This is a genomic window from Streptomyces sp. NPDC050535, assembly GCF_044457665.1.
Taxonomy (GTDB): domain Bacteria; phylum Actinomycetota; class Actinomycetes; order Streptomycetales; family Streptomycetaceae; genus Streptomyces.
In genome coordinates this window covers 121,195-145,426 of record NZ_JBITHE010000010.1, presented here as the reverse complement: position 1 = coordinate 145,426, position 24,232 = coordinate 121,195, and the positions used below count along the sequence as shown (strand labels likewise).

The following is a 24,232-nucleotide window of genomic DNA, read 5'->3' as shown; positions in this document are numbered from 1 at the left end:
GCTGATACGTCTCGCGCGCGCCTGCGTTCACGCGCGCGATATATGGGCGCGCGCGAGGCTCAAGGCTGGGTCCAGTTGCGGCGGTGGGCGAGGGTGCGTATGGCCTCGTTGGTGAAGGCGGCGGTGACGACAGCGCCGAGGAGTGCGGGCCACCAGCGGTCGGTGAGGGCGGCGGCGAGGGTGGCGGCCGCGACGGTCGCGGCGAGAGCGATGGAGGCCGCGACGGTACGGCGGCGGGGCCGGGGGGCAGTCATGGGCTTCTTCCGGGTGTAGGGGGCGATGTAGAACCCCGCGTGGAGCAGCTGCTCCTCGACCTGGCGGGCGGCGTCGGGGGTGTCGAGCGGTTTGCTCGGGTCGGCGGTGATCCACCAGTTCTCGATGGCGTCCTGGATGACCCCGAGGTGGCCGTGGGGTGCGTGCTGGGTCATGAGGCCCGTCCGGTGCGGCGGAGGCGGCTGATGGTGCTGGCGCCGAGGCGGGTGACGATCTCCTGGTCGCCGGCGCCGCCTTGGATGAGGTGGGTGATGGCCTCGGTGGGGTCGGGGTGCCGTGCGGCGGTGCGGGCGAGGCTGTCGGCGAGATGTGCACCGGCCAGGCAGCCCGGTGCGGTGCAGGTGGTGCGGATGTAGCCGACGGGTTGGCGGCCCCAGTGGCGGCTGAACGTGACGGCACGTGCGTTGGCGCGCTCCCCCTCGGCGAGGAGGAGCGGAGTACGGCCCCGGGTGGGGCCGGTCCAGCGCAGGTGGCCGTCACCGTGGGGTTCGGCGTAGAGGGCGAGGGCGTCGGCGATGCTGCGGGTGGGTGGCTGCTGCCGCGGGACGGGGATGCCGTACCGGCGGCGGATGCGGGCTATGCGGCCGTAGTCGGCGCGGGTCTGCGCGCGTACCTCCCGGGTGCCGAGCCCCGCACGGAGCAGATCGGCGATGGTGCTCTCAGGGGTGGTCATCGCTGCCACCTGACGGGGCGCACGCCGCTGCGGACCCGGGTAGCGGAGAGGCGGCGTGGGGTCTGTACGGGCGGCGCGGCGGTGCAGGTCGGGGCGTGCGGGTAGTGGAGGGCTTCGCTTCCCTCGAGGGACGGGCGGGCTTTGGTGAGCTGGCGGACGTGCCAGCGACCGGCAACGTCCTGGCGGACGGCCTGGTTGCCGTAGCCGACGCGCTGGGCGTTGATCGCCTGGGTGTTCTTGTTCGAGTTGAGGCACCAGAGGACGGCGGCGTCGCATCTGGGGCAGCGGCCGGGGCCGTTGGGCGGGGTGGGGCGCGTGTAGGGCATCGCACGGGGTCCTCTCGGGTCAGGTGCCGGTCGGCAACTCGGTGTGGCAGAGGCGGCAGGTGGGATGTCGCAGGGGCGGGCGGAAGGGGGCTGCGCAGCCGGGGCATTCCTGGAGTGCGGTGGGTGGGGGGTGTCCGCGGCCGCGGGCCGGTGTGCCTCGGCTGGGTGTGTCGGCGCAGGCCTTGCAGGGGGCGCCGGTGTGGCGCATGTAGCCGTGGTGGCAGTCGGGGCGGCCGCAGGGTCCGGGGCGTTCGGGCAGGACGGCGCCGAGGAGCCAGCTGCCGGGGTCGCGGATGTCCTCGGTGGAGCGTCGGAGGCGGGCGACCTGGTCGCGGATGTCCTCGGGCCAGATGCCTTCGCGGATCTGCCGCAGGATCTCCCGGACGATGCGCCGGGTCATGAACGCGTTGACGTCCGGCAGAAGGTCCTGCACGGGGGCCAGGACGGGCGCCAGGAGCTCCCAGGCGTCCGGGCTGATGGTGAGCGGCGGTCCGGCGTACGCGGGGCGCCCTGCGGGGCGTACGCCGGGCCGGAACGTCGCGGGAGCGACAACTGGTGTTACCGGGCGGTCACTTGAGGCCGCGACCCACTTACGGTCATCTCGCCTACGGCGGAAAGAACCACCGGCCTCCGTGCTTTTTCCCTGGTCGTTCAGTTCTAGGTCTTCCTTATACGCGGGGGCCCCGCCCTCAAGATCGGGAGCCGCCCCGCCTTCAGCATCGGGAGTCGAACTGGCCGGGGCGCCGGGTCCGTCCGGTGTCGGCGCGGGCTCGTCGACGGGGCGGACAGGGTCGTCGTGGACGGTGATGGTGTGGCGGCCGCGGTAGCCGGCCCTCTTGTCCTGGGTGATCCAGCCCGCCTCCTCGAGTCCGTCGAGGAGGCGGGCCGCGGTGCCCTCGTGCAGGGGCTGCCCGGCGTGCTTGCCGCCGTGGTGGCGCAGCACCGTGGCGATCTCGGCGAGGGTGATCTCCCGCTTCTCGACGAGGGTGGTGTAGCGGAGGAGGAGGTAGAGGCGGTGCAGGGTGCCGCGCAGGGCGTCGGCGGCCCGTACGGGCGCGCACACGAACCGCTCGCTGTCGTCGAGGGCGCGGTAGGTGCGGGCGTTCGTACGGCCGGTGCCGGTCACGCGGTGGCTGCGCTGGCGGCGCGTGAGTTCCGCGATGCCGTCGGTCGGCGCGGGCCGCGAGAGGCGCGTGAGGGACTTCTCGACCGTGGAGACGGACAGGCCGGTGAACTCGGCGAGGCGGGCGACGGAGGCCTCGCAGTCGCGGCCGCGCGCCAGGGCCCGGACCTTGCCGTAGACCTTGGTGTCGGCGTCCGCGTACGCCGCGGCGTCGAGCACCAGGCGCAGCGGGTACTTCACCCACTGCCCGCGGCCAGCACCACGGGCCCCACCACTTTCGTGGCGGGGCTCGCGGGGTGCGGGCGCACGGGTCAACGGGTGTCCTAGGAAGTGTCGGTGTCGCCCTCGTCGAGGGGGACGGTGTACTCGGCGCCGCACGGGCCCGACTTGATGCCCGTGCTGACGTGCCGGTGGTGCTCGCCGCAGCCGCCCGGGCCGGTGCACTGGACCGAGTACTCGGTCTGGCCGGAGGTGCGGATCGGGACCGCGGGCACTGCCGGCGGTCCGCCGTAGGCGGGCGGGTCGTCGGGCAGGATCGATAACTGGCGGGCCGGGCCGGTCATGGTCGGGTCCCGGGATTCGGCGGCCGGTACGACGCCGGCAGCGTGAGGGTCACCGGGCGCGGCTGCGGCTCCCGCCAGCCATGGATGGAGGGCCGCTCGATGTAGCCGAGCTCCTCGAGGTACGTGAGCGAGAGACGTACGTACTTCCCGTCGAGCCCGCAGTCCCGCGTGAGGTTCCGGGCGTCCTGCACGTGCCCGGCGGGCAGGTGGCCGCTCTCGCCGGCGTGATGCGCGAGGGCCAGGGCGACCAGCCGCGCGTTCGAGTGCAGGACGCCGCCGGACATGATGGCCCGCTCCCACGCGCGGCGGTCGTACGGGGCCGCGGGCTCGGACGGGGCGGGACGCCGGGCCGTGACCATGATGCGCGGCGTCGGTCTGGCAGATGCTTCAGGCATCGGTACTCCTGGTCGTGATGTCGGACGGGCGGGAGGGACGGGCCGCAGCGGGCCCCGTCGGGTACGCGGCGGGGCTGTGGCGGTCGCAGCGCCAGCCGCAGGGGTAGAACCGGGCGTAGGTGAGTTCGTGGGGCGGCGAGGGCACGTCGCACCCGCCCCGGCGGCGCCGGCGCGCGAGCATCCAGCCGGGTATGGGCACTACCGGGCGGCCGCGAGAGCGGGCGGGGTCGAGGCGGCCGCCGTCGCGCCGGGGTGGTCCAGGACCACGCCGAGCAGAAGCAGAGACAGCAGGAGCCAGGTGCGATACATCAGCCACCTCGATCTACAACGGGTCGGTGATGGGGGTGGGTCCGGCCGCCCCTCCGAGGGGGGGTGAGCGGCCGAGCGGCCGGACCCGGTCTCAGGCGCCCTCGCCCGGCGGCAGGCCGGACGGTGCCGCGGGGTCGTCGAGGGCGGGCAGTGCCCTGAACTCCATGGCCATGACGGCGAACGGCCGCCCGGGCGGGAGTGCGCCAGTAGCGAGCGCCCTGCTGTAGTGGCGCGCCATCTCCAGCACCGCGTCATGCACGATGCCCTCCGGGCTGCGGCCGGTCTGCGCCAGGATGGCCAGGTCGCGGCGCAGCGCGGCCGCGTGGCGCACGTCGATCCCGTCGAGCGGACCCACCATCCGGCGCGGCAGCTCCAGCCGTGGCGCATCCTGCGCCACCCCCGGTGCGCCACCCTCACTGACCTGCGGCGCACTCTGCGCCACCAGCTCAGCGCCGACCGCGTCACCTGTCGCAGACTGCGCCGCCGTGGCGGCGAGGTCGTCGAGGTCGCGGCGCACGGTGTCCTTCGAGATGCCGAGGCGCAGCCCCATATCGCGGTGGCTCAACTCCGGCTCAGCCTGGCGCAGTTCGGCCACCCGCTTACGGCGCAGGATGCGCGCCGAGTCGGGGCTCACCGTGCGCCACCGATGTGGACGGGGCGGCCGTCGCGGACGATCGTCAGCCGCTGCGGCCCGGCCTCGAACCAGGCCTCGTACACCGGGCAGTCAGCGGACTCGACCGCGAAGCAGCCGACCATGCCGTCGGGCTCGGCGTCCGGGCACGTGTGGGCGAGCAGCTGCATGGAGAGCAGGCCGTCGCCCGCGTCGCCCACGAGGTACGTCTCGCCGAACGCGGCCATCTGGCCCGCCTGCTCGTACGCGACGTGGACCAGGTCGCCCGGGCGCAGCGGGTACCAGGGCGCGGACGTCAGCGCGGCGTCACCCTGGCTCAGCGCGGCGAGCTCGCCCACGATGTCCCGGCGGCGCTTGGCGTCCTCGGCCTGGGCCAGCGGACTCAGCGGCTGGTCCGCCTCGTCGGTGAGCGGGAGCTCGGCCGCGATACGCAGGGCCAGCATGCTGGTTTCCATGCCCCAGGGCCTGGGCCCCTCTGCGGCGCCCTGCACGAACGAGATGGGGTAGCCGTAGATGATGTCCGCCTGGGCCATGTCCTTGCTGGGCTGGCGCAGTACACGGCTGATGATCTTCATCGCCTCAGTGCGACGCATTGTCATTCCTCAGTGGTTGGTGCCCGGCCGGGCGTGCCGGGTGTCAGGGCACGGCACGCCCGGCCGGAGATCAGGTGGTGCGCCCGGCCGTACGGCGGTGGCGGGCGGTGCCCAGGACCGCGGTCTCCTCGGCCGTGCCGGCGTCCATGTCGATGTGCATCCGGAACGCCGTCGGCCGGAGCGGAGGCAGGAGTGGAGGCGGCTCCAGCGGCGGAGGCGGCGCGGCTTCCGGCTCCGGCTCCCGCCGACGGAACCTGTCCACTGCGGCACTGAGCCGCCTGGCGATCCAGATGCAGGCCCACGTCCGGCGGGCCGCGTCAACGGCCGTGCCCACGCGGTCGGTAACCCGGTAGCCGACCTCCGTGTCAGCGGCGGCCCCGATCAGCCAAGCCAAGGCGACGAGGACACCGAACGCGAGGAGCCATTCGATGGCGGTCACCAGATCACCAGCCTCTCGTCGTACTGGACCAGGGCGCTGTCGAGGTGGTCCGCCTCGGACCAGCGGGCGCCCGTGGCGGGCCGCTCGCCGATGGAACGCACGCCGTACAGCCCCGCATGCATCGCGACGTCGGCGACGACAGCCGGGTCGGCGAGCTCGGCCAGGCGCACGAGGTCGACCAGGTCGTCACCGGTACGCAGCGACCAGCCAGCCAGGTGCGACCACTGCAAGATCAACCCGTCCGCCCGCACGGCCTGCGGGATGAGGCCCTCGTTCCCGGGCAGCCACTCGAGCCGTAAGAAGAGCTCCCGGTGCGGACGTTCGATCGTCTCCGTGCGCACCCCGACGTCGAGCGTGTCGGGGAGGAACTCCAGCTCGGCGAGCGCCGCGTGTACGGCGTCCCCGTACGGCAGTTGCGGCAGCGTGAGCCGGGTGGCTTCGCCCAGCGACAGCCGGGTGCTCTTCCCGGCAGCCGCCGCCGCGGCGTCCGTCTCCTCGATGGCGCTCACGCGGTACCCCCTGCGGGGATCGAGGTCTCGACGAGCGTCGCGGCGATCCACTTCGCGGCGGCCGTCGGCGTCTTGAGGTCATCGCGAGCGTGCGCCCACTTGACGCGGCCGAGGACGCCGTACTGTCCGTCCTTGGCCGCGACCGCGTTCGCCGCCCACATCACCCCGCCCCGCTGTCCGCGGCCCTGTGTGATCTGCCCGACCACGTCGGGCTCGGTGACCTGCTTGACGCCGGGCCGGGTGACGAGGAAGTCGTGCGGCTCCGGGGAATCCGCACGCCCGATCGACAGCCACGGGTCTCCGGGCCACAGCAGCAGGCCCGACACGCGACGCGCCAGCAGGCCGTAGCCGAGGCTCTTCGTGCTGGTGCTGCCGTGGCCGGTGTCCGGGGTCTTCTCGCCAGTGATGACCTCAGCCACCCCGCAGGAGCGGCACACGATCCGGACCACCATCTCCGCGAACGAGTTGCGGTGGCCGCAGTGCTCGTCCTTGCATCTGTGCGCCGGCTTCTCCTCGCCGAAGCCGCCCCCATAGCGCGGGACGTCGTCGTTGACCCGGTAGTCGACAGCGAACCCGGTCTGCGTGCAGCCCCGGTGGTGCCTCGGCTGCTCCCAGCCGAGGTACGTCTCCTGAACACTCTTCACCGGAGGTCGTCTCCGTCCTCGGGCTCGTCGGCGTCGCGGCCGCGCTCGTCCTCGAGCGCCACCTCGGAGGCCTCGGCAACCTGGACGAGGTACTCGTCCGCCGCTCCCTCCCCGTGCTGGGTGTCGAGGTACACGAGGTCGGCCTCGACCGCCTCGTCGACGGCGGCGAGTTCGGCGGCCGCCGCGGCGATCGCCGCATGCAGGCACGCCGCCGAGGACCACCAGCGCGCCGGGCCCTCGACCCCGGCGACCTCGGCGCAGATCCAGCCCCAGATCTCGGGGTCGGACGCGTCGAGCTCGTCAGCGGGGGTGCCGCAGCCGGGCGTGAGGCAGGCCTCGGCGGTGTGGAGGGTCGCGAGGAGCTGCCCGCCCAGGGCGAGACGCTCCTCGACGGTGAGGGCGAGGGCAGTCTGTCCGCCGCGGGAGGTGGTGCACGCGACGAGGGTCGCCTCGCCGGGTCCATCACCGGCGGGGCCGGAGATGACGCCGTCCCACGTCATGGTGAGCGGCATCGTGGTGGGCACCCGGCCATCCAGCGACGCGAGAACCTCACCCACGCTCAGCATGTGGTGAAGGGGCCGTCCGTCACACAGGGCAGCGACGGCCCTGTACCGGTCGTAGAACCAGGCCGCGGACGAGGGGTCCTGTAGCTCGGCGCGGGTCACGGCCTGCGCCTGGTCGACCGCGCTCTGAGCGATCGCCTCGACAGTGAGTGCGTCGTAGGAGCGGGTCATGCTCTCATCCGGCAACGGGCCGGGGTGGGATGATGCGTTCACGGTCTCCTCATTCGGTAAGTGGGTGAGGTAGTGCCGAGGGGTCGCTGTCCGGGGTCCAGCCGGCGCGGCCCCGTCTTGTGTGGTCAGGCGGCCGTCGTGGTCGACTGCGCCGAGGCGCGGGCAGCGCCGTGCAGCAGCACGACCAGGCGTCCGATCTCGGCCTCCGTCAGGCGGCACTGCGGGCACGTCTCCGGCCCGAGCCGGTGCTCGCACAGCTCCGCGAACCCCGCCTCGAACGCCTCATCGGGGGTCAGGCAGATCCGGCGGCTCATGCCGCCGCACTCCCAGGCGACTTTCGGCGGGGGACAGAGCCCTTGGTGAGGTCCTCGATGCCGCAGTCGAAGATGTCGGCGGCCGTACGGAGGAAGCGGAGCCCGCCGTTACTCCTGCCGAGCTCAACTTGGCTGACGTGATTGACGCTGTAGCCCGCCTTGCGAGCGAACTCGGCCAGGGTCATGCCCTTGAGTTCGCGCCGCTCGCGAAGCCCGGCGCCATTGGTGAGAAGTGGCATGCCCAGATACAAGCACGCATGTAAGTCTTATACAAGTCTTGCTCAACAGAAACACAAGAGTGCGCAACTACAGAGAGACTGCTTGAGGTAACGCAGTGAAGTTCTAGACTTTTTCCAGAACGAAGGAGTAACTTCCTGTCGTGACACCCTCAGATGACGCCCCCCACCAAGTCGGGCAGCAGCTCGCTCGGCGCCGCGAGGATCTGGACCTGACCCAGGACGCCGTGTCCCGCCTCATCGGGATCACGGTCACGTCGGTGAGTTCAGCCGAGCGCGGCCGCGCAACTATCAGCCGCAGCAAACGGGCCACCTGGGAACAAGCACTCCAGCTCAAGCCGGGAACGCTCACACGCGCATATCGAGACGGCTCAGATCTCGAGCCTCTTCCGCCACCGGAACCCGAGCGTCCTTACGCGGACATGTCGGATCAGCTGGAGCGGACGGCATGGGAGATGCCGATCGACGTGGAGCACCGGAGGCTGATCGTCGACATGTTGCGCGAGGCGAAAGCCCGAGGGCTCGGCGAACAGCGCAGCGCGTAGGCAAACCCCAGGCCGTGGTTCTGGCCTGGGGTTGTCACGGTATGAAGTGTTGGTGCGTGCTCACCATTGAGTGACACCACCTCCGGCCCCCGCACCTCACCGACGACGAGCCGGTCGGGTCTCATCCGCAGGGCCTGCCGGACCAGGTCCTGGAGCGCGACGAGCCCGACACCCTCCTGGTTGGCGGGCCGCCCTTCCAGGCGCACCACGTGGGGATGGTCGGGCCGCAGCTCCGCCGAGTCCTCGGCGAGAACGATCCGCTCCCCGGGGCCGACGAGACCCAACAGCGCACTCAGCAGGGTGGTCTTGCCTGAGCCTGTTCCTCCGCTGATCAGGAAGGACAGCCGGGCCTCCAGCAGCGCCCGCAACACCCGCTCCCCGCCCGGCGGTACCGTCCCGGCCACCACCAGCTCGTCGAGCGTGAACGCACGTGGCCGTACGACCCGCAGGGACAGACAGGTCGAGCCGACAACCACCGGCGGCAGCACCGCGTGCAGGCGTGTGCCGTCCGGCAGCCGGGCGTCGACCCACGGCCGGGCGTCATCCAGCCTCCGCCCGGCCACCGCGGCGAGGCGCTGAGCAAGACGCCGCACCGCCGCCGCGTCCGCGAACGAGACGGCAGTCAGCTCCAGACCGCCGCCCCTGTCCACCCACACCCGGTCCGGCGCCGACACCAGTACGTCAGTGACCGACGGATCGGCGAGCAGGGGTTCGAGCGGGCCGCTGCCGACCAGTTCGGAACGCAACCGCTCGGCCGCACCGAGGACTTCGGCGTCCCCGAGCACCCGCCCCTGCTCGCGCAGCGCCTGTGCCACCCGCGCGGGGGTGGGTTCGGAGCCGCTCTCCGCCAGCCACTGCCGTACGCCGTCCAGCAGGCCCGCGCTCCCGCCAAGTCCGGCGCCGCAGTCCATCCCCGGAGCCGCGTCCCAGCTCATACGCCCCCGCCTTCCACCGGAACCCGCTGCCAGAAGGCCGAGCAGAAGCGGGCGAGTGGCCCTCGCGCGAATCCCCCGGGAGGCACGCCGCCGTCCAACAGCGGCGGTTCGGCGGGCACTTCACCCACCAGTGGCAGCCCGAGCAGCCGTGCCACCTCGCGGTCGTCGAGGCCAGGGGCATACGGTCCGCGCACCGCGACCCGGAGATCGCGCAGGACCATGCCGACCGAGGACGCGACGCGTCCGGCGGCCGCGATGGCGCGGAGGTCGGCGGGGACCACCAGTACCCCGAGATCGAGCTGGGCCAAGGCCTCGGCGACACCTTCGTCGATGCGGCGTGGCAGGTCGACGACCACCGCGCCGCCGCGCCGTCTGGCTGCGGCCAGGACCGCTCGTACGGCCTGTGGCGGAATGGCCACGGAGTCGCCGCGATCCCAGCTCAGAACGCGCAGCGCGTGCAGTTCGGGCAGCGACTCCTCCAGAGCGCCGCCGCCGACCCGGCCGCGCGAGGCGGCGAACGCCGGCCAGCGCAGGCCTTCGGTCGCCTCTCCACCCAGGAGTACGTCGAGTCCGCCGCCCAGCGGATCCGCGTCCACGAGGAGGGTGCGGCGTCCCTCGCGCGCCGAGGTGACGGCGAGCGCGCAGGCCAGCGTGGACGCTCCGGCCCCGCCACGCCCGCCGAGGACTCCGACGGTGAGCGCGGGCCGGCCGACTCCCTCGGCCACGTCGGCGATGCGGTCGACCAGCCATTGCTCGCCATCGGGCAGCATCAGGACGTGATCGGCGCCGATCTCGACCGCGCGCCGCCAGACGCCGGAATCGTCCTGATCCCGGCCTACCAACACGACTCCGCGTCTGCGCACGGCCCCCCGCACCCGCCGCGCGGCATCGTCGCCGACCAGCACGAGAGGCGCGGACTCCCAGCTGCCCCTGCGATCCGGCACCCCGTGGTGGACCTCCGGCCTGGCGCCCGCCGCCGCGCACAGACGCAGCAGGTCGTCCAGTAGTACGGCGTCCTCCGTGACGATCAACGGTCCGCCCTGCCGCCCCTCGGCGGCAGACGGCCGGTTGTCTGTGATGGCTCCCGCCACGATCTCCAGCCCCCTTCGCTGCTTCCTTCGCGGGGCCCTCTACCGCCCCGCTGATTCCCACTTGTGTGGAGAACCGGCAACCGGCCTCCATATGAACGGCCGATACGAACCGGCCAAACGCGCCCGACAAACTGAACCGGCCATGAACTCGCCGCGAGCAGAGCGCACTGGAATCAAGGTGCAGTGATGCGGGAAATCGTGTGGATCTTGGTCGATTTCTGTGGACAACTCAGTGCCTGTGAATATCGCCTTCACCCATACCGGTGACCCCTCAGCGGCTCCCGCAGAGCAGCCCATTCGCTACACACAGTGACGGATCATGGGCATGCGAAAAGCGCGGCCATAGCCGCGACAGAAGAGTTTGAGGGCCACGCAAGAGACGGAGAAAACGCATCCGGACATGCGACGACCCCCGCCGGGGGGGAGAGCGGGGGTCGTCCCCACGGTCCGACTCGGGGGGGGGGAGGAGCCAGACCGGGTTAGCACGGTCGCGAACGATCCGTGACTTCCATGGTGTACCCGAGAGCCCTCTCAGGCAAACCCACGCGCCTCACCTTACGCCGAATGGTGGGCGCCTATGCTCAGGCTCGTGGAAAACCACTCCTTGCCTCGCACAGCAGCCTTCTTTGATCTGGACAAGACGGTCATTGCGAAGTCGAGCACACTCACGTTCAGCAAGTCGTTCTACCAAGGCGGTCTGATCAACCGCAGGGCCGCCTTGCGTACCGCATATGCCCAGTTCGTGTTCCTGGCGGGCGGCGCCGACCACGACCAGATGGAGCGGATGCGCAAGTACCTCTCCGCGATGTGCCGCGGCTGGAACGTCCAACAGGTCAAGGAGATCGTCGCCGAGACCCTGCACGACCTGATCGACCCGATCATCTACGACGAGGCCGCGTCCCTCATCGAGGAGCACCACACGGCCGGACGCGACGTCGTGATCGTGTCCACGTCCGGCGCGGAGGTGGTCGAGCCGATCGGCGAACTGCTCGGCGCCGACCGCGTGGTGGCGACCCGCATGGTGGTGGGCGAGGACGGCTGCTTCACCGGAGAGGTGGAGTACTACGCCTACGGGCCCACCAAGGCCGAGGCGGTCAGGGAGCTGGCGGAGTCCGAGGGGTACGACCTCTCGCGGTGCTACGCCTACAGCGACTCGGCGACCGATCTGCCGATGCTGGAATCCGTCGGCCACCCGTACGCGGTGAATCCGGACCGCACGCTGCGACGCGAGGCCCTCGCCCGCTCCTGGCCGATTCTGGACTTCCACCGCCCGGTCCGACTGAAGCAGCGGCTGTCCACACCGCCACGTCCGGCCCTGGTCGCGGCGGCCGCGATAGGAGCGGCGGCGGCCACGGCGGGACTCGTCTGGTATGCGAGCCGACGACGCGCGACGGTGGTGTGACCACAGCACAGACGACAAATGCCCGGCCACAGCTCACACATCGGCACCACGACGAGGGAGCAGCGGTCGGCGTACGGTCCGTCCGCTCACGTCACGCGTGCGCGAGCGGCACACCGTCGTCCGATTTGTTCTGTTTGGCCCTAAAAGTAAAGATGTGCGCTCAGGGGTTCCGCTTCCTCAGGACCTGGAGTACAAAGGGTTTAACGGCCCGCGAGACCAAGGACATCCGAAAGGATTACCTTCAAACGCAACCGAGGCCCCACGGACCGCGCATGAACACCGGGTACCCACGCGACGTCGACCCGTCGATTACGGGCCAGCCGCACCAGGAAACGGGCCACAGTTCCCGGCCTGATGGGCAATATTCGAGGACGCTTGGTAACCGGGTGAACATGCCAGCGGCGGTACGAGACCTCGTACCGCCGCACCCCTGTTCAGGGAGTTTTCCGCCCTCTTCGTAGAGGGCGTTTTCCAGTACCCCCGAGGCCTACGCCGCCCCGCGCTGAAGCGCCTCGCAGACGGCCGTCGACTCCCTGGCACCCAGCTCAACCGCCTTGCCACAGTGAGCGATCCAGGCAGCCATCCCGTCGGGTGTACCGGAGACATAGCCCTCCAGGGCCGCCACATAGGCCGCGCGGCCCAGTTCGCCGTGACCGACCTCGGCCGGGCAGACGGACTTCGGATCGAGGCCACTGCCGATCAGGACGATGCGCTCGGCCGCGCGCGCCACCAGGCCGTTGTGGGAGCCGAAGGGGCGCAGCGAGAGAAGTTCGCCGTGGACCACTGACGCCGTGACCAGGGCGGGGGCCGAACCGCCCGCGATGACCAGCTGGGAAAGGCCTTCAAGGCGGCCGGCGACCTCGTCGGCGTCAGGCAGCGGGAGCTCGATGAGCGGCTCGTCCACCGGTTCACCGTCCCGGCGCGGACGCCCGACCTGGTCACCCTTGTCCGCGGCCGCCACCAAGTGCAGCCGGGCCAGCACCCGGAGGGGCGACTGCCGCCAGATGGACAGCAGTTGGCCCGCCTCGGCGGTCAGTCGGAGCGCCGCGCCGACCGTACGTCCCTCCATGTCCGCACTGAAATCGGTACGGCGGCGCACCTCTTCGAGAGCCCAGTCGGCTCCGGACAGCGCCGCGGATCCGCGTGCGCCGCGCAGCGCCGCCTCGGACGTGATCTCGTTGCTGCGGCGCCGCATGATCCGGTGCCCGTAGACCCGGTCCACGAACTTGCGTACGGACTCCACGGAGTCAGCCACCCCGGGCAGAGAGCCCAGGGCCGCGAGCGGATCGGCGGTCGCGCCTGTCGTACTCATGAGTACGACATTACGCACTCCCGTGCCCCACCCCACGATGGAGTGGTGTTCTTCACGCGGGCGGTGCACCCAGGGCGACCGCGCTACTACTCTTTGTGAACATGAAAATTGCTTTCGTTGGGAAGGGCGGCAGCGGCAAGACCACGCTGTCCTCGCTCTTCATCCGCCACCTCGCGGCCTCCGGGGCCCCGGTCGTCGCGGTGGACGCCGACATCAACCAGCATCTGGGAGCCGCGCTGGGCCTGGACGAGTCGGTCGCCGCCGGGCTGCCCGCGATGGGCGAACGGCTGCCGCTGATCAAGGACTACCTGCGCGGCACCAACGCCCGCATCACGTCCGCCGCGACGATGATCAAGACAACCCCGCCCGGCGAGGGGTCGCGACTGCTGCGGGTGCACGAGGAGAATCCGGTGTACGACGCCTGTGCGCGGCCGGTGGAACTCGACGAGGGTGCCATCCGTTTGATGGTCACCGGCCCGTTCACCGAGGCCGATTTGGGAGTGGCCTGCTACCACTCCAAGACCGGTGCAGTGGAGCTCTGCCTGAACCATCTCGTCGACGGCCAGAGCGAGTACGTCGTCGTCGACATGACGGCGGGCTCGGACTCCTTCGCGTCCGGCTTGTTCACCCGGTTCGACATCACGTTCCTCGTCGCCGAGCCGACCCGGAAGGGCATCTCCGTCTACCGCCAGTACAAGGAGTACGCGCGTGACTTCGGCGTCGCCCTGAAGGTCGTCGGCAACAAGGTGCAGGGCCAGGACGACATCGACTTCCTCCGCACCGAAGTCGGTGACGACCTTCTGGTCACGGTCGGGCACTCGGACTGGGTGCGCTCCATGGAGAAGGGCCGCTCGCCCCGGTTCGCGCTCCTGGAGGAAGCGAACCGCCGTTCGCTGCGCACCCTGCACGACGCCGCCGACGCGAGATACGAACTGCGTGACTGGGATCTCTACACGAGCCAGATGGTCCACTTCCACCTGAAGAACGCGACCAGTTGGGGCAACGAGAGGACCGGGGCGGACTTGGCGGCGCAGGTCGACCCCGGCTTCGTTCTCGGCGAGGGGCTGGTGGCTACGGCTTGACCGCCGGCGCTCCCGGGACGCCCTTCGGGGCCGGGGCGGGGCGGCCCGAGAGGAGGGACGCCCAGCCCTGCCTCGGGCTCTCGCCGACCTTCAGGCCGCGGAGCTTGTCCAGGACGGCCGGGTCCTGGACGTCGAGCCAGTCGGCGAGCTGCCGGAAGGAGACACAGCGCACGTCGGACTTCGTGCAGACCCGCTCGATGACCTCTTCGACGGCACGCATGTAGGTGCCGCCGTTCCAGGACTCGAAGTGGTTGCCGATGATCAGCGGCGCGCGGTTGCCGTCGTAGGCGCGGTCGAAGCCCTCGAGAAGGCCGTCACGCATCTGGTCGCCCCAGAACTCGTGCTTGCCGGGGTCGCCCTGGGTGGTGGTGCCCGACTGGTTGACCATGAAGTTGTAGTCCATGGTGAGCTGCTCGTAGGAGTGCCCGGGGAAGGGCACGAGCTGCATCGACAGGTCCCACAGGCCCTCCTTCTTCTTGGGCCAGACCTGGTCGTTGACACCGCTGGTGTCGTAGCGGAAGCCCAGTTGGCGGGCGGCCCGCATGAAGTTCTTCTGCCCCTCCAGGCACGGCGTGCGGGCGCCGATGAGTTCCTTGTCGTAGTCGAAGGGCAGCGGAGACGCCTTCTTCATACCGGTGTTGGACTTCCAGGACTTCACGAACGACTTCGCCTGGGCGATCTCGTCCTTCCAGTCCGCGACCGACCAGTCACCGACGCCGCCCTGGGCGCCGCAGAAGTGGCCGTTGAAGTGCGTGCCGACCTCGTTGCCCTCCAGCCACGCGCCGCGCAGCTGCTTCACCGTCTCCTCGATGCCCGCCGCGTCGTTGAAGCCGATCTCGGAGCTGCCCGGTGAGTGCTGCGGCGGGTTGTAGAGGTCGCGCTTGTCCTCCGGGAGCATGTACACGCCGCTCAGGAAGTACGTCATCGTGGCCTTGTTGGCCCTGGAGACCTTCCGGAAGTGCGAGAAGAGCTTCTGGCTGTCCTCGCCGGCGCCGTCCCAGGAGAAGATCACGAACTGCGGGGGCTTCTGCCCGGGCTTCAGCCGCTCCTGGCGTGGCAGATGGGGCTGCGCGCCGGTGAAAGCGGTGGAGCCGTCGCCGATCAGGCGGACCGCGCTCTTGGGCGCGGGTGCTCCCGCCGCCTTCTTCGCACCGTGCGTGCCCTCCTTGGAGCCGCTGGAGTCGAGCGCACAACCGGCGAGCGCCGTGGCGCAGGCCGCGGCGAGTGCTACGCCCGCGGCGATCCTCTGGGTGACGGCCATCATCCGCCCGCCTTCTTCCTTCAGTCTGGGCAACGCTGGTTGCGCGTTCTGGGTGATATGCGGCTAAAGCTGACAGTCCCGCCAAGATCGCACGAGGCTCAGACCAAATAAGTACGACAAGCCGATCAAATACTTGCTTCACTCCAGAGAGTGATCCAATGCCCCATTTGCCACCATTTTCCGCACAAAGCCTTTACTCTGCATTACGATCCGTTTACCGAGCGTTGTAATCCCGCCGCTGCACGCCGTGACCCACGGCCGCGACCCGCCCTCCGCCTCCCTGGCGGGGGATCACCTGTTCCGCGACCGCGCTGCCCCGGAGGAGACGGGAACCATGTCTGCCTGCGTCCCCACCCGCGCCGCCGACTCGACTCGGCCCGAGCGCATCCACCAGCCCCACAGCCCCCCGCCGACCCCGCCCCGCCGATTCCGTATCGCGGGCGCCGATCTGTCGGCCTCGATCGCGGTCTTCCTGATCGCCCTGCCGCTGTCCCTGGGCATCGCCCTCGCCACCGGCGCGCCGCTCCAGTCCGGCCTCGTGGCCGCCGCCGTCGGCGGACTGGTCGCCGGACGGTTCGGCGGCTCGCCACTCCAGGTGAGCGGGCCCGCCGCCGGGCTCACGGTCGTCACCGCCGAGCTCATCCATCTCTACGGCTGGCGCACGACCTGCGCCATCACCGTCCTCGCCGGCATCGCCCAACTGGGCCTGGGATACCTGCGCGTGGCGCGTACCGCGCTCGCCGTCAGCCCCGCGATCGTGCACGGCATGCTCGCCGGCATCGGCGTGACCATCGCCGTCGCCCAGCTGCACATCGTGCTGGGCGGCACTCCGCAGAGCTCCGTACTCGACAACATCCAAGGGTTGCCTAAGCAGTTGGCGAACGTCCACCCCGCGGCGGTGTCGATGAGCGCGCTGACTCTGGTTCTTCTCCTCGCGTGGCCGAGAATTCCCGGGCGAGCGGGCCGGCTGCTGCGGAAGGTCCCTGCCGCGCTCGTCGCGGTCGCCGGGGCCACCGCGACCGCCTCGCTCGCGGGGCTGACCCTGCCCAAGGTCGAACTGCCGTCCTGGAGCAGTCACGCGCTGGCCGGGCTGCCCGAGGGGCCGGTCCTCGGGATCGTGGCCGCCGTTCTCACCGTCACCCTGGTGTGCAGCGTGCAGTCGCTGCTCGGCGCCGTGGCCGTGGACAAGATGGTGACGCGGCGGTCGGCGTCGCAGACCCGGGTGGGCCGTGCCGACCTCAACCGGGAGTTGCTCGGCCAGGGCGCCGCCAACATCGCCTCCGGCGCGCTCGGCGGACTGCCCGTCGCCGGGGTCGCCGTACGAAGTTCCGCGAATGTGCAAGCCGGCGCCGTGAGCCGGAACTCCACGATGCTGCACGGCGTTTTCGTAGTAGTTGCCGCATTGCTGATGGTCCCGATTCTGGAGCTGATCCCGCTCGCGTCACTCGCCGCCCTGGTGATGGCCGTCGGCATCCAGATGGTGTCCCTGCACCACATCCGCACGGTCACCCGCCACCGTGAGGTGCTGGTGTACGCCGTCACCACCTTCGGCGTCGTGTTCGTCGGAGTGCTCGAGGGCGTGGCCCTGGGGGTCTCCGTGGCCGTCGGCGTCGCCCTGCACCGCCTCACCCGCACCCGCATCACCCACGAGGAAGAGGGAGGAACCCATTACGTACACGTACGAGGCCAGTTGACGTTCCTCGCGGTGCCGCGGCTCAGCCGCGTCCTGCACCAGTTGCCCCAAGGATCCAGCGCTGTCGTGGAGTTGGACGGTTCGTTCATGGACCACGCGGCGTACGAGGCACTGCAGGACTGGCAGAACGCGCACTGCGCGCAGGGCGGCACGGTCGAGCTCACCGGGCGGACCGGAACCCGGATCACCGAGCCCGCGAGCTCCGCACACTGCCGCTGCCGGCCCTGGACACCGTGGCGCAATCACCACTGCGAGCCCTCCGCGAGCGCCCAGCCGACACCTCCAGGAAGCCGTCCTGGCGGATCGGACGAACCTGGTGGACCAGATGGGGCGGGCGGGCCCGGTGGACCGGCTGACGCGACCGGGCCCTCCGGAGCGGGCAGCCGGAGTGGGCACCAACTTGCGCGCGGAATCAGCGCGTTCCAGCGCAACACCGCGCCGCTGGTTCGGGGTGAGCTGGCGCGGCTGGCCAGAGAAGGCCAGCGACCGTCACAGCTCTTCCTGACCTGTGCCGACTCGCGGCTCGTCACGTCGATGATCACCTCCAGCGGACCGGGCGACCTCTTCGTCGTACGGAATGTGGGCAACCTCGTGCCGTTGCCCGGGAAGGAGAGCGGGGACGACTCGGTGGCCGCGGCGATCGAGTACGCGGTGGACGTGCTGAAGGTGCGGTCCATCACGGTGTGCGGGCACTCCGGGTGCGGGGCGATGCAGGCCCTGATGAACGCGGAGCCGGGAGGGGCGATGACGCCGCTCAAGCGGTGGTTGCGGCACGGGCTGCCGAGCCTGGAGCGGATGGCCACCAAGGACCGGCCGTGGGCGCGGCTGGCCGGGCGGGCGCCCGCCGACGCCGTGGAGCAGCTCTGTCTGACCAACGTGGTGCAGCAGTTGGAGCATCTGCGGGCGCATGAATCCGTGGCGCGGGCCCTGCGAGAGGGTGCGCTCGAGCTGCACGGGATGTATTTCCACGTGGGCGAGGCGCAGGCGTATCTGCTGGCCGGCCACGAAGGGGCCGAGCTGTTCGAGCACGTGAGTGCGGCGGAGGATCTGCGGCATCCCGCGTGAGCTGTCCGCCGACTGCCGCGCGTGAACGGTCCGGCCATCGCGCGTGACCGGTCCGGCCGTCGCGCCTGACCTGTCCGGCCGTCGCGCCTGACCTCATTCCGTGTCACGCGCGACCTGTTCGTAGTGCGCGGCCCGCTTCGACAGGGGCCGCGCGGGTGACGGGTGTGCACCACGGGTCGATCATCTGCGTGTGGTGGTCCGCCGTGCGGGGGCTGACTCGTCCTCGCCGGAACGGGTGCCTTCACCGGCATGCGGAGCATCATCGCCTACCGGAACGCGGAGCCTCGCCGCTTACCGGGACGCGGGGCGCCACCGCTTACCGACACGCGGGGCGTCACCGCGGAGGAGGCCACGGCCTGACGGAGAACTGCGGATCAGGTGCCACTACGGCGAAGGCGTCGTGGATCGCCCCTGCGTGGGATCTGCCTCCCCTGCCTCCATGGGGTCATCCCGGCTGGGTCCTGGGCCGGGGCCCGGAGCACGTTGCCGGGTGAACCCCGACGTCTGGCCGTACGTGCCCAAGAGTGCGTCCTGTTGAAGGGCTCGCCACCTTCGATAGGTCTAAACCAATTTGGGATCGGCCCTTGTCACCGGGCCCTCGGGTCTGATGAGCTGTGGTCTGGGACACAACGGACACCCTGGGAAAGGGAGATGTCGTGAGCAACGAAAGCCTGGCCAACCTGCTGAAGGAAGAGCGCAGGTTCGCGCCGCCCGCCGACCTGGCCGCGAACGCCAATGTCACCGCGGAGGCGTATGAGCAGGCCAAGGCTGACAGGCTCGGCTTCTGGGCCGAGCAGGCCCGTCGGCTGACCTGGGCCACCGAGCCGACCGAGACGCTGGACTGGTCGAATCCGCCGTTCGCCAAGTGGTTCGCCGACGGGAGGCTGAATGTCGCCTACAACTGCGTGGACCGGCACGTGGAGGCGGGGAACGGCGACCGGGTCGCCCTTCACTTCGAGGGCGAGCCCGGGGACAGCCGGGCCATCACCTACGCCGAGCTGAAGGACGAGGTCAGCAGGGCCGCCAACGCGCTGACCGAACTGGGCGTGGAGAAGGGCGACCGGGTCGCCGTATATCTGCCGATGATCCCCGAGGCCGTCGTCGCGATGCTGGCGTGCGCCCGGATCGGCGCCGCGCACTCGGTCGTCTTCGGCGGGTTCTCCGCCGACGCGATCGCCACGCGCATCCAGGACGCGGACGCCAAGCTGGTCATCACCTCCGACGGTGGTTACCGGCGGGGCAAGCCGTCCGCGCTCAAGCCCGCCGTCGACGACGCGGTGAGCCGGGTCGACGGGGTCGGCAAGGTGCTGGTGGTGCGCCGTACGGGGCAGGAGGTCGCCTGGACCGAGGGCCGCGACGTCTGGTGGCACGAGATCGTCGACCGGCAGTCCGCGGAGCACACCCCGGAGGCGTTCGAGGCCGAGCACCCGCTGTTCATCCTCTACACGTCCGGGACGACCGGGAAGCCCAAGGGAATCCTGCACACCTCCGGCGGCTACCTCACGCAGGCCTCGTACACCCATCACGCCGTCTTCGACCTCAAGCCCGAGACCGACGTGTACTGGTGCACGGCCGACATCGGCTGGGTCACCGGGCACTCGTACATCACGTACGGGCCGCTTTCGAACGGCGCGACGCAGGTGATCTACGAGGGGACGCCGGACACCCCGCACCAGGGGCGGTTCTGGGAGATCGTGCAGAAGTACGGGGTGACGATCCTTTACACGGCGCCAACGGCGATTCGTACGTTCATGAAGTGGGGCGACGACATCCCGGCGAAGTTCGATCTGTCGTCGCTGCGGGTGCTCGGGTCGGTCGGTGAGCCGATCAACCCCGAGGCGTGGATGTGGTACCGCAAGCACATCGGGGCCGACCGCACGCCGATCGTGGACACCTGGTGGCAGACCGAGACCGGCGCGATGATGATCTCGCCGTTGCCGGGCGTGACCGAGACCAAGCCGGGGTCCGCGCAGCGGGCGTTGCCGGGCATTTCGGCGACCGTCGTCGACGACGAGGCGCGGGAAGTGCCGAACGGCGGTGGCGGATACCTCGTACTCACCGAGCCGTGGCCCTCGATGCTGCGGACCATCTGGCGGGACGACCAGCGGTTCCTCGACACGTACTGGTCGCGGTTCGAGGGGAAGTACTTCGCCGGGGACGGGGCCAAGAAGGACGACGACGGGGACATCTGGCTCCTCGGGCGCGTGGACGACGTGATGCTCGTGTCCGGGCACAACATCTCGACGACCGAGGTCGAGTCGGCGCTCGTCTCGCACCCGTCCGTCGCCGAGGCGGCCGTCGTGGGCGCGGCGGACGAGACGACCGGGCAGGCGATCGTGGCCTTCGTGATCCTGCGCGGGACGGCTTCCGCCGAGGACGAGGGGCTGGTGGCCGCCCTGCGCAACCACGTGGGCACGGTGCTCGGGCCGATCGCCAAGCCCAAGCGGGTGCTGCCGGTGGCCGAGCTGCCGAAGACCCGTTCGGGCAAGATCATGCGGCGCCTGCTGCGAGACGTCGCGGAGAACCGGGAACTCGGTGACGTCACCACGCTCACCGACTCCACGGTGATGGACCTGATCCAGGAGAAGCTGCCGGCGGCGGCGAGCGAGGACTGAGCGGCCCCTCCCGGGTGTGGGGGCGCCACACGCCCCCACACCCGGGTCGGCCTCCGCACCTGGATCACCTCGCCGGCAAACGCGCCGAACCCCCCGTTTCCCCCTACCGTGAAGATCACCGGATAGGTCCCGCCACACCTTGGGTAAGCTGACTACCGCGTCAACAACTCGACAAGGTCCTCATGGTGCGCCGGGAAGTCTGGTCGGCATGTGCTTCGTGCTGCCCATCCGACCGGAGGTCTCCCCGTGCCCGCCCCCGCGCCCCCCAGCACCACCCGCAAGTTCCTCGGCAGGCTGTCCCTGCCCGAGCGGAACTTCGTGGCGGAAGCTCTCCGCACCGAGACCGTGGGCGGCGTGCTGCTGCTTCTGGCCGCGATCGCTGCGCTCATCTGGGCGAACACACCGATCAAGGACAGTTACGAGACCGTCCTCGACTTCCACATCGGCCCGGGCGCACTCGGCCTGAACCTCTCGCTCCAGCACTGGGCGGCCGACGGGCTGCTCGCCGTGTTCTTCTTCGTCGCCGGTATCGAACTCAAGCGCGAACTGGTGGCGGGAGATCTGCGGGACCCGAAGGCGGCGCTGCTGCCGGTCGTCGCCGCGTTGTGCGGCATGGCGGTTCCCGCGCTCGTCTACACCCTCACGAACGTCCTCGGCGGCGGCTCCCTCGACGGCTGGGCGGTGCCCACCGCCACCGACATCGCCTTCGCGCTCGCGGTCCTGGCGGTCATCGGTACGTCCCTGCCGTCGGCCCTGCGCGCCTTCCTGCTCACCCTCGCAGTCGTCGACGACCTCTTCGCGATCCTGATCATCGCCGTCTTCTTCACCGACGGCCTGAACTTCGCCGCCCTGGCCGGCGCGGTCGTCGGCCTCGGCGTCTTCTGGCTGCTGCTGAGGAAGGACGTACGCGGCTGGTATGTGTACGTGCCGCTCGCCCTCGTCATCTGGGGGCTGATGTACAACAGCGGCATCCACGCCACCATCGCCGGTGTCGCGATGGGTCTGATGCTCCGCTGCACCCGCCGCGAGGGCGAGCCGCACTCCCCCGGCGAGCATGTCGAACACCTCGTACGACCCCTGTCGGCCGGACTCGCCGTGCCGCTGTTCGCACTGTTCAGCGCGGGGGTCTCGGTCTCGGGAGGCGTCCTGGGGGATGTCTTCCAGCGGCCCGAGACGCTCGGCGTGGTGCTCGGGCTCGTCGTCGGCAAGGCGGTCGGCATCTTCGGCGGGACCTGGCTGACGGCCCGGTTCACGAGGGCCTCGCTCAGTGACGACCTGGCCTGGCCGGACGTCTTCGCCGTCGCCTCCCTCGCGGGCATCGGCTTCACCGTCTCCCTGCTGATCGGCGAACTCGCCTTCGACGGCGACGCCTTGCTCACCGACGAGGTCAAGGCTGCCGTCCTCGTCGGCTCGCTCATCGCGGCCGTGTTCGCGGGGACACTGCTGAAACTGCGTAACGTCAAATACCGCAGACTGGTGGAGGCCGAGGAGCGCGACGACGACCTCGACGGCATCCCCGACATCTACGAGCAGGACAAACCGGCGTACCACTTGCGGATGGCCGAGATCTACGAACGGAAGGCCGCCGAGCACCGACGGCTTGCCGAAGTGACGGGCGGGGCGAGCGACGAGGACGACGGTCCGGCATGATCTGACACGACCGTACAAAAACATGCAGGAGAGGGAGATCACGATGAGTGCACCCGACGGCAGTCCGGTCGGCGCCGAACGCAGCATCGGCCAGTTGTTCGCCTCGGCGACGACCGAGATGTCCTCGCTGGTGCACGACGAGATCGCGCTGGCGAAGGCGCAGCTCAAGGAGGACGTCAAGCGCGGGGCGATCAGCGGCGGCGCGTTCGCGGTGGCCGGCACGGTGCTGATCTTCTCGCTGCCGATGCTGAGCTTCGCGCTGGCGTACGGCATCCGGACGTGGAGCCACTGGAACATGGCGATCTGCTTCCTGCTCTCCTTCGCGGCGAACGTGCTGCTCGCCGCCGCACTCGCGCTGATCGGCGTGGTCTTCGCGAAGAAGGCCAAGAAGAGCAAGGGCCCGCAGAAGGTCGCGGCCTCGGTCAAGGAGACGGCGGGCGTCCTCCAGAACGCCAAGCCGCACCCCCGGGAACTGTCGGCGCAGGATCATGTGCCCGCGGCCATCGAGGCTGTGGGACGCTCGTCCTCATGACGGACCCCGCCACACCTTCGGCGCCCACTTCGGTCGTACGCCTCGACATCCCCGGCGGACAGGAACTGACCCACCGGGACGTCGCCGCCAACGGCGCCCGCTTCCACATCGCGGAGATGGGCGACGGCCCGCTCGTCCTGCTGCTGCACGGCTTTCCGCAGTTCTGGTGGACCTGGCGCCATCAGCTGGTGGCGCTCGCCGACGCCGGTTTCCGCGCCGTGGCCATGGACCTGCGGGGCGTCGGCGGCAGCGACCGCACCCCGCGCGGCTACGACCCCGCCAACCTCGCGCTCGACATCACGGGGGTCGTACGGTCCCTGGGCGAGCCCGATGCCGCGCTGGTCGGGCACGACCTTGGCGGATATCTGGCGTGGACGGCGGCCGTGATGCGCCCCAAGCTCGTACGGCGGCTCGTGGTCTCCTCGATGCCGCACCCCCGGCGCTGGCGCAACGCCATGCTCTCCGACGTCAAGCAGACGGCCGCGAGTTCATACATCTGGGGGTTCCAGCGGCCGTGGGTTCCCGAACGGCAACTCATCGCGGACGGCGGCGCCTTGGTGGGCCGGCTGGTCCGGGACTGGTCGGGGCCGAGCCTCCCGGACGACGAGGCGGTGGAGACGTACCGCCGTGCCATGCTCATCCCCTCCACGGCGCACTGCGCGGTCGAGCCGTACCGGTGGATGGTGCGGTCCATGGCCCGCCCGGACGGGATCCAGTTCAACCGGCGGATGAAGCGGCCGGTTCGGGTCCCGACGCTGCATCTGCACGGATCGCTCGACCCGGTGATGCGCACGCGGAGCTCCGCGGGCTCCGGCGAGTACGTCGAAGCGCCGTACCGCTGGCGGCTGTTCGACGGCCTCGGGCACTTCCCGCACGAGGAGGATCCGGTGGCGTTTTCGACCGAGTTGGTCAACTGGCTGAAGGATCCCGAGCCTGATCGGTGAGGCCGTTCGGGCAGGGCTTCCGGGTGTCCGATATCCGGAAGGGAACGTCTGTCCTACGAACAGCGAATGCCTTACGCATAGGCCAATTGGAGGGCCAGGGGGCGGTTATCGACCTTGGGGCAGGGGCAGACGTCGGGGTATGGGCTGGACGCACGACTTCAGTGACGCAGCACGAACCCGCCGCTCGACCGGGGGCCTGAGCTCCCATCAGAGGGGCACCCCGCCGCTGCCGGGCACGGATCTCCGAGTGGGGATTCCGCGCATTCTGCGCCGTCGGGCCCGCTGGGTCTCGGTGCGGCTGCGCCATCCTCGAGGCTGAGACGACCACCGGTAATCCGACCGG

Annotated in this window: 27 protein-coding genes; 9 read left to right on the top strand and 18 right to left on the bottom strand. The window is 70.4% G+C overall.

Going from position 1 to position 24,232, the window contains the following annotated elements:
• Window positions 1-59: 59 nt before the first annotated feature.
• From ACIBLC_RS23045 to ACIBLC_RS22980, 14 genes are all read right to left on the bottom strand, one after another.
• Window positions 60-428 (bottom strand): hypothetical protein, encoded by a 369-nt coding sequence (locus tag ACIBLC_RS23045; protein WP_399213002.1) that lies wholly within the window; start codon window positions 426-428, stop codon window positions 60-62.
• Entirely contained in the window at window positions 425-946 is a 522-nt protein-coding gene (locus ACIBLC_RS23040) for a hypothetical protein (RefSeq protein ID WP_399213000.1), read from the bottom strand. Before ACIBLC_RS23040 ends, ACIBLC_RS23045 begins: the two co-directional genes overlap by 4 nt.
• The gene (locus ACIBLC_RS23035; protein WP_399212999.1) at window positions 943-1,272 is read right to left on the bottom strand and encodes a hypothetical protein; all 330 of its coding nucleotides are present in this window, start codon (window positions 1,270-1,272) and stop codon (window positions 943-945) included. Before ACIBLC_RS23035 ends, ACIBLC_RS23040 begins: the two co-directional genes overlap by 4 nt.
• Window positions 1,273-1,291: 19 nt before the next feature.
• Window positions 1,292-2,635, bottom strand: a complete 1,344-nt coding sequence (locus ACIBLC_RS23030; protein ID WP_399212998.1) for a hypothetical protein — start codon at window positions 2,633-2,635, stop codon at window positions 1,292-1,294.
• A gap of 83 nt (window positions 2,636-2,718) precedes the next feature.
• On the bottom strand, window positions 2,719-2,958 hold the full coding sequence (locus ACIBLC_RS23025; RefSeq protein WP_399212997.1) for a hypothetical protein: 240 nt from the start codon (window positions 2,956-2,958) through the stop codon (window positions 2,719-2,721).
• Complete coding sequence (locus ACIBLC_RS23020) at window positions 2,955-3,353, bottom strand: hypothetical protein (protein WP_399212996.1); 399 nt, start codon at window positions 3,351-3,353, stop codon at window positions 2,955-2,957. Before ACIBLC_RS23020 ends, ACIBLC_RS23025 begins: the two co-directional genes overlap by 4 nt.
• Before the next feature lie 400 nt (window positions 3,354-3,753).
• Window positions 3,754-4,296 (bottom strand): hypothetical protein, encoded by a 543-nt coding sequence (locus tag ACIBLC_RS23015; protein ID WP_399212994.1) that lies wholly within the window; start codon window positions 4,294-4,296, stop codon window positions 3,754-3,756.
• Entirely contained in the window at window positions 4,293-4,886 is a 594-nt protein-coding gene (locus ACIBLC_RS23010; protein WP_399212992.1) for a hypothetical protein, read from the bottom strand. Before ACIBLC_RS23010 ends, ACIBLC_RS23015 begins: the two co-directional genes overlap by 4 nt.
• 70 nt (window positions 4,887-4,956) lie before the next feature.
• A complete protein-coding gene (locus tag ACIBLC_RS23005; protein ID WP_399212990.1) occupies window positions 4,957-5,325 on the bottom strand; it encodes a hypothetical protein in 369 nt (122 codons plus the stop codon).
• Window positions 5,322-5,834 carry a hypothetical protein gene (locus ACIBLC_RS23000; protein WP_399212989.1) on the bottom strand — a complete coding sequence of 171 codons (513 nt, stop codon included), beginning with the start codon at window positions 5,832-5,834 and terminating at the stop codon, window positions 5,322-5,324. Before ACIBLC_RS23000 ends, ACIBLC_RS23005 begins: the two co-directional genes overlap by 4 nt.
• Entirely contained in the window at window positions 5,831-6,478 is a 648-nt protein-coding gene (locus tag ACIBLC_RS22995; RefSeq protein WP_399212988.1) for a hypothetical protein, read from the bottom strand. The genes ACIBLC_RS23000 and ACIBLC_RS22995 overlap by 4 nt, the downstream gene beginning before the upstream one ends.
• The gene (locus tag ACIBLC_RS22990; RefSeq protein ID WP_399212987.1) at window positions 6,475-7,254 is read right to left on the bottom strand and encodes a hypothetical protein; all 780 of its coding nucleotides are present in this window, start codon (window positions 7,252-7,254) and stop codon (window positions 6,475-6,477) included. Before ACIBLC_RS22990 ends, ACIBLC_RS22995 begins: the two co-directional genes overlap by 4 nt.
• A gap of 83 nt (window positions 7,255-7,337) precedes the next feature.
• Window positions 7,338-7,526 (bottom strand): hypothetical protein, encoded by a 189-nt coding sequence (locus tag ACIBLC_RS22985; RefSeq protein WP_399212986.1) that lies wholly within the window; start codon window positions 7,524-7,526, stop codon window positions 7,338-7,340.
• Window positions 7,523-7,765 carry a helix-turn-helix domain-containing protein gene (locus ACIBLC_RS22980; RefSeq protein ID WP_399212985.1) on the bottom strand — a complete coding sequence of 81 codons (243 nt, stop codon included), beginning with the start codon at window positions 7,763-7,765 and terminating at the stop codon, window positions 7,523-7,525. Before ACIBLC_RS22980 ends, ACIBLC_RS22985 begins: the two co-directional genes overlap by 4 nt.
• Before the next feature lie 140 nt (window positions 7,766-7,905).
• Here ACIBLC_RS22980 and ACIBLC_RS22975 point away from each other — a divergent pair, with 140 nt between their 5' ends.
• The gene (locus ACIBLC_RS22975) at window positions 7,906-8,307 is read left to right on the top strand and encodes a helix-turn-helix domain-containing protein (protein WP_399212983.1); all 402 of its coding nucleotides are present in this window, start codon (window positions 7,906-7,908) and stop codon (window positions 8,305-8,307) included.
• Here the strand turns inward: ACIBLC_RS22975 and ACIBLC_RS22970 are convergent.
• Together ACIBLC_RS22970 and ssd are read right to left on the bottom strand one after the other, a co-directional pair.
• The gene (locus ACIBLC_RS22970) at window positions 8,193-9,242 is read right to left on the bottom strand and encodes a TadA family conjugal transfer-associated ATPase (RefSeq protein WP_399212982.1); all 1,050 of its coding nucleotides are present in this window, start codon (window positions 9,240-9,242) and stop codon (window positions 8,193-8,195) included. The genes ACIBLC_RS22975 and ACIBLC_RS22970 overlap by 115 nt on opposite strands.
• The gene (gene ssd / locus ACIBLC_RS22965; protein ID WP_399212981.1) at window positions 9,239-10,333 is read right to left on the bottom strand and encodes a septum site-determining protein Ssd; all 1,095 of its coding nucleotides are present in this window, start codon (window positions 10,331-10,333) and stop codon (window positions 9,239-9,241) included. Before ssd ends, ACIBLC_RS22970 begins: the two co-directional genes overlap by 4 nt.
• Before the next feature lie 577 nt (window positions 10,334-10,910).
• Here ssd and ACIBLC_RS22960 point away from each other — a divergent pair.
• Window positions 10,911-11,735, top strand: coding sequence for an HAD family hydrolase (locus ACIBLC_RS22960; protein WP_399212980.1), 825 nt, complete (start codon window positions 10,911-10,913; stop codon window positions 11,733-11,735).
• A gap of 487 nt (window positions 11,736-12,222) precedes the next feature.
• Here the strand turns inward: ACIBLC_RS22960 and ACIBLC_RS22955 are convergent, their stop codons facing one another.
• Window positions 12,223-13,047 (bottom strand): oxidoreductase, encoded by an 825-nt coding sequence (locus ACIBLC_RS22955; protein WP_399212979.1) that lies wholly within the window; start codon window positions 13,045-13,047, stop codon window positions 12,223-12,225.
• A gap of 101 nt (window positions 13,048-13,148) precedes the next feature.
• On the opposite strand from ACIBLC_RS22955, the gene ACIBLC_RS22950 reads away from it, so the two are divergent.
• Window positions 13,149-14,129: an ATP-binding protein gene (locus ACIBLC_RS22950; RefSeq protein WP_399212976.1), complete on the top strand. Its 981-nt coding sequence runs from the start codon at window positions 13,149-13,151 to the stop codon at window positions 14,127-14,129.
• Here the strand turns inward: ACIBLC_RS22950 and ACIBLC_RS22945 are convergent.
• Complete coding sequence (locus ACIBLC_RS22945; RefSeq protein ID WP_399213185.1) at window positions 14,119-15,390, bottom strand: hypothetical protein; 1,272 nt, start codon at window positions 15,388-15,390, stop codon at window positions 14,119-14,121. The two genes, ACIBLC_RS22950 and ACIBLC_RS22945, sit on opposite strands and share 11 nt — an antisense overlap.
• A gap of 334 nt (window positions 15,391-15,724) precedes the next feature.
• Here ACIBLC_RS22945 and ACIBLC_RS22940 point away from each other — a divergent pair, with 334 nt between their 5' ends.
• From ACIBLC_RS22940 to ACIBLC_RS22915, 6 genes are all read left to right on the top strand, one after another.
• The gene (locus tag ACIBLC_RS22940; RefSeq protein WP_399212975.1) at window positions 15,725-18,148 is read left to right on the top strand and encodes a SulP family inorganic anion transporter; all 2,424 of its coding nucleotides are present in this window, start codon (window positions 15,725-15,727) and stop codon (window positions 18,146-18,148) included.
• Between the two features lie 614 nt (window positions 18,149-18,762).
• Window positions 18,763-20,763: an acetate--CoA ligase gene (gene acs, locus ACIBLC_RS22935; RefSeq protein WP_399212974.1), complete on the top strand. Its 2,001-nt coding sequence runs from the start codon at window positions 18,763-18,765 to the stop codon at window positions 20,761-20,763.
• Window positions 20,764-21,009: 246 nt separating this feature from the next.
• Window positions 21,010-22,413 carry a Na+/H+ antiporter NhaA gene (nhaA, locus tag ACIBLC_RS22930; protein ID WP_399212973.1) on the top strand — a complete coding sequence of 468 codons (1,404 nt, stop codon included), beginning with the start codon at window positions 21,010-21,012 and terminating at the stop codon, window positions 22,411-22,413.
• Between the two features lie 43 nt (window positions 22,414-22,456).
• Window positions 22,457-22,945, top strand: a complete 489-nt coding sequence (locus tag ACIBLC_RS22925) for a phage holin family protein (protein ID WP_399212972.1) — start codon at window positions 22,457-22,459, stop codon at window positions 22,943-22,945.
• The gene (locus ACIBLC_RS22920; protein ID WP_399212971.1) at window positions 22,942-23,889 is read left to right on the top strand and encodes an alpha/beta fold hydrolase; all 948 of its coding nucleotides are present in this window, start codon (window positions 22,942-22,944) and stop codon (window positions 23,887-23,889) included. The genes ACIBLC_RS22925 and ACIBLC_RS22920 overlap by 4 nt, the downstream gene beginning before the upstream one ends.
• 139 nt (window positions 23,890-24,028) lie before the next feature.
• Window positions 24,029-24,208: a hypothetical protein gene (locus tag ACIBLC_RS22915; protein WP_399212970.1), complete on the top strand. Its 180-nt coding sequence runs from the start codon at window positions 24,029-24,031 to the stop codon at window positions 24,206-24,208.
• Window positions 24,209-24,232: the final 24 nt, after the last annotated feature.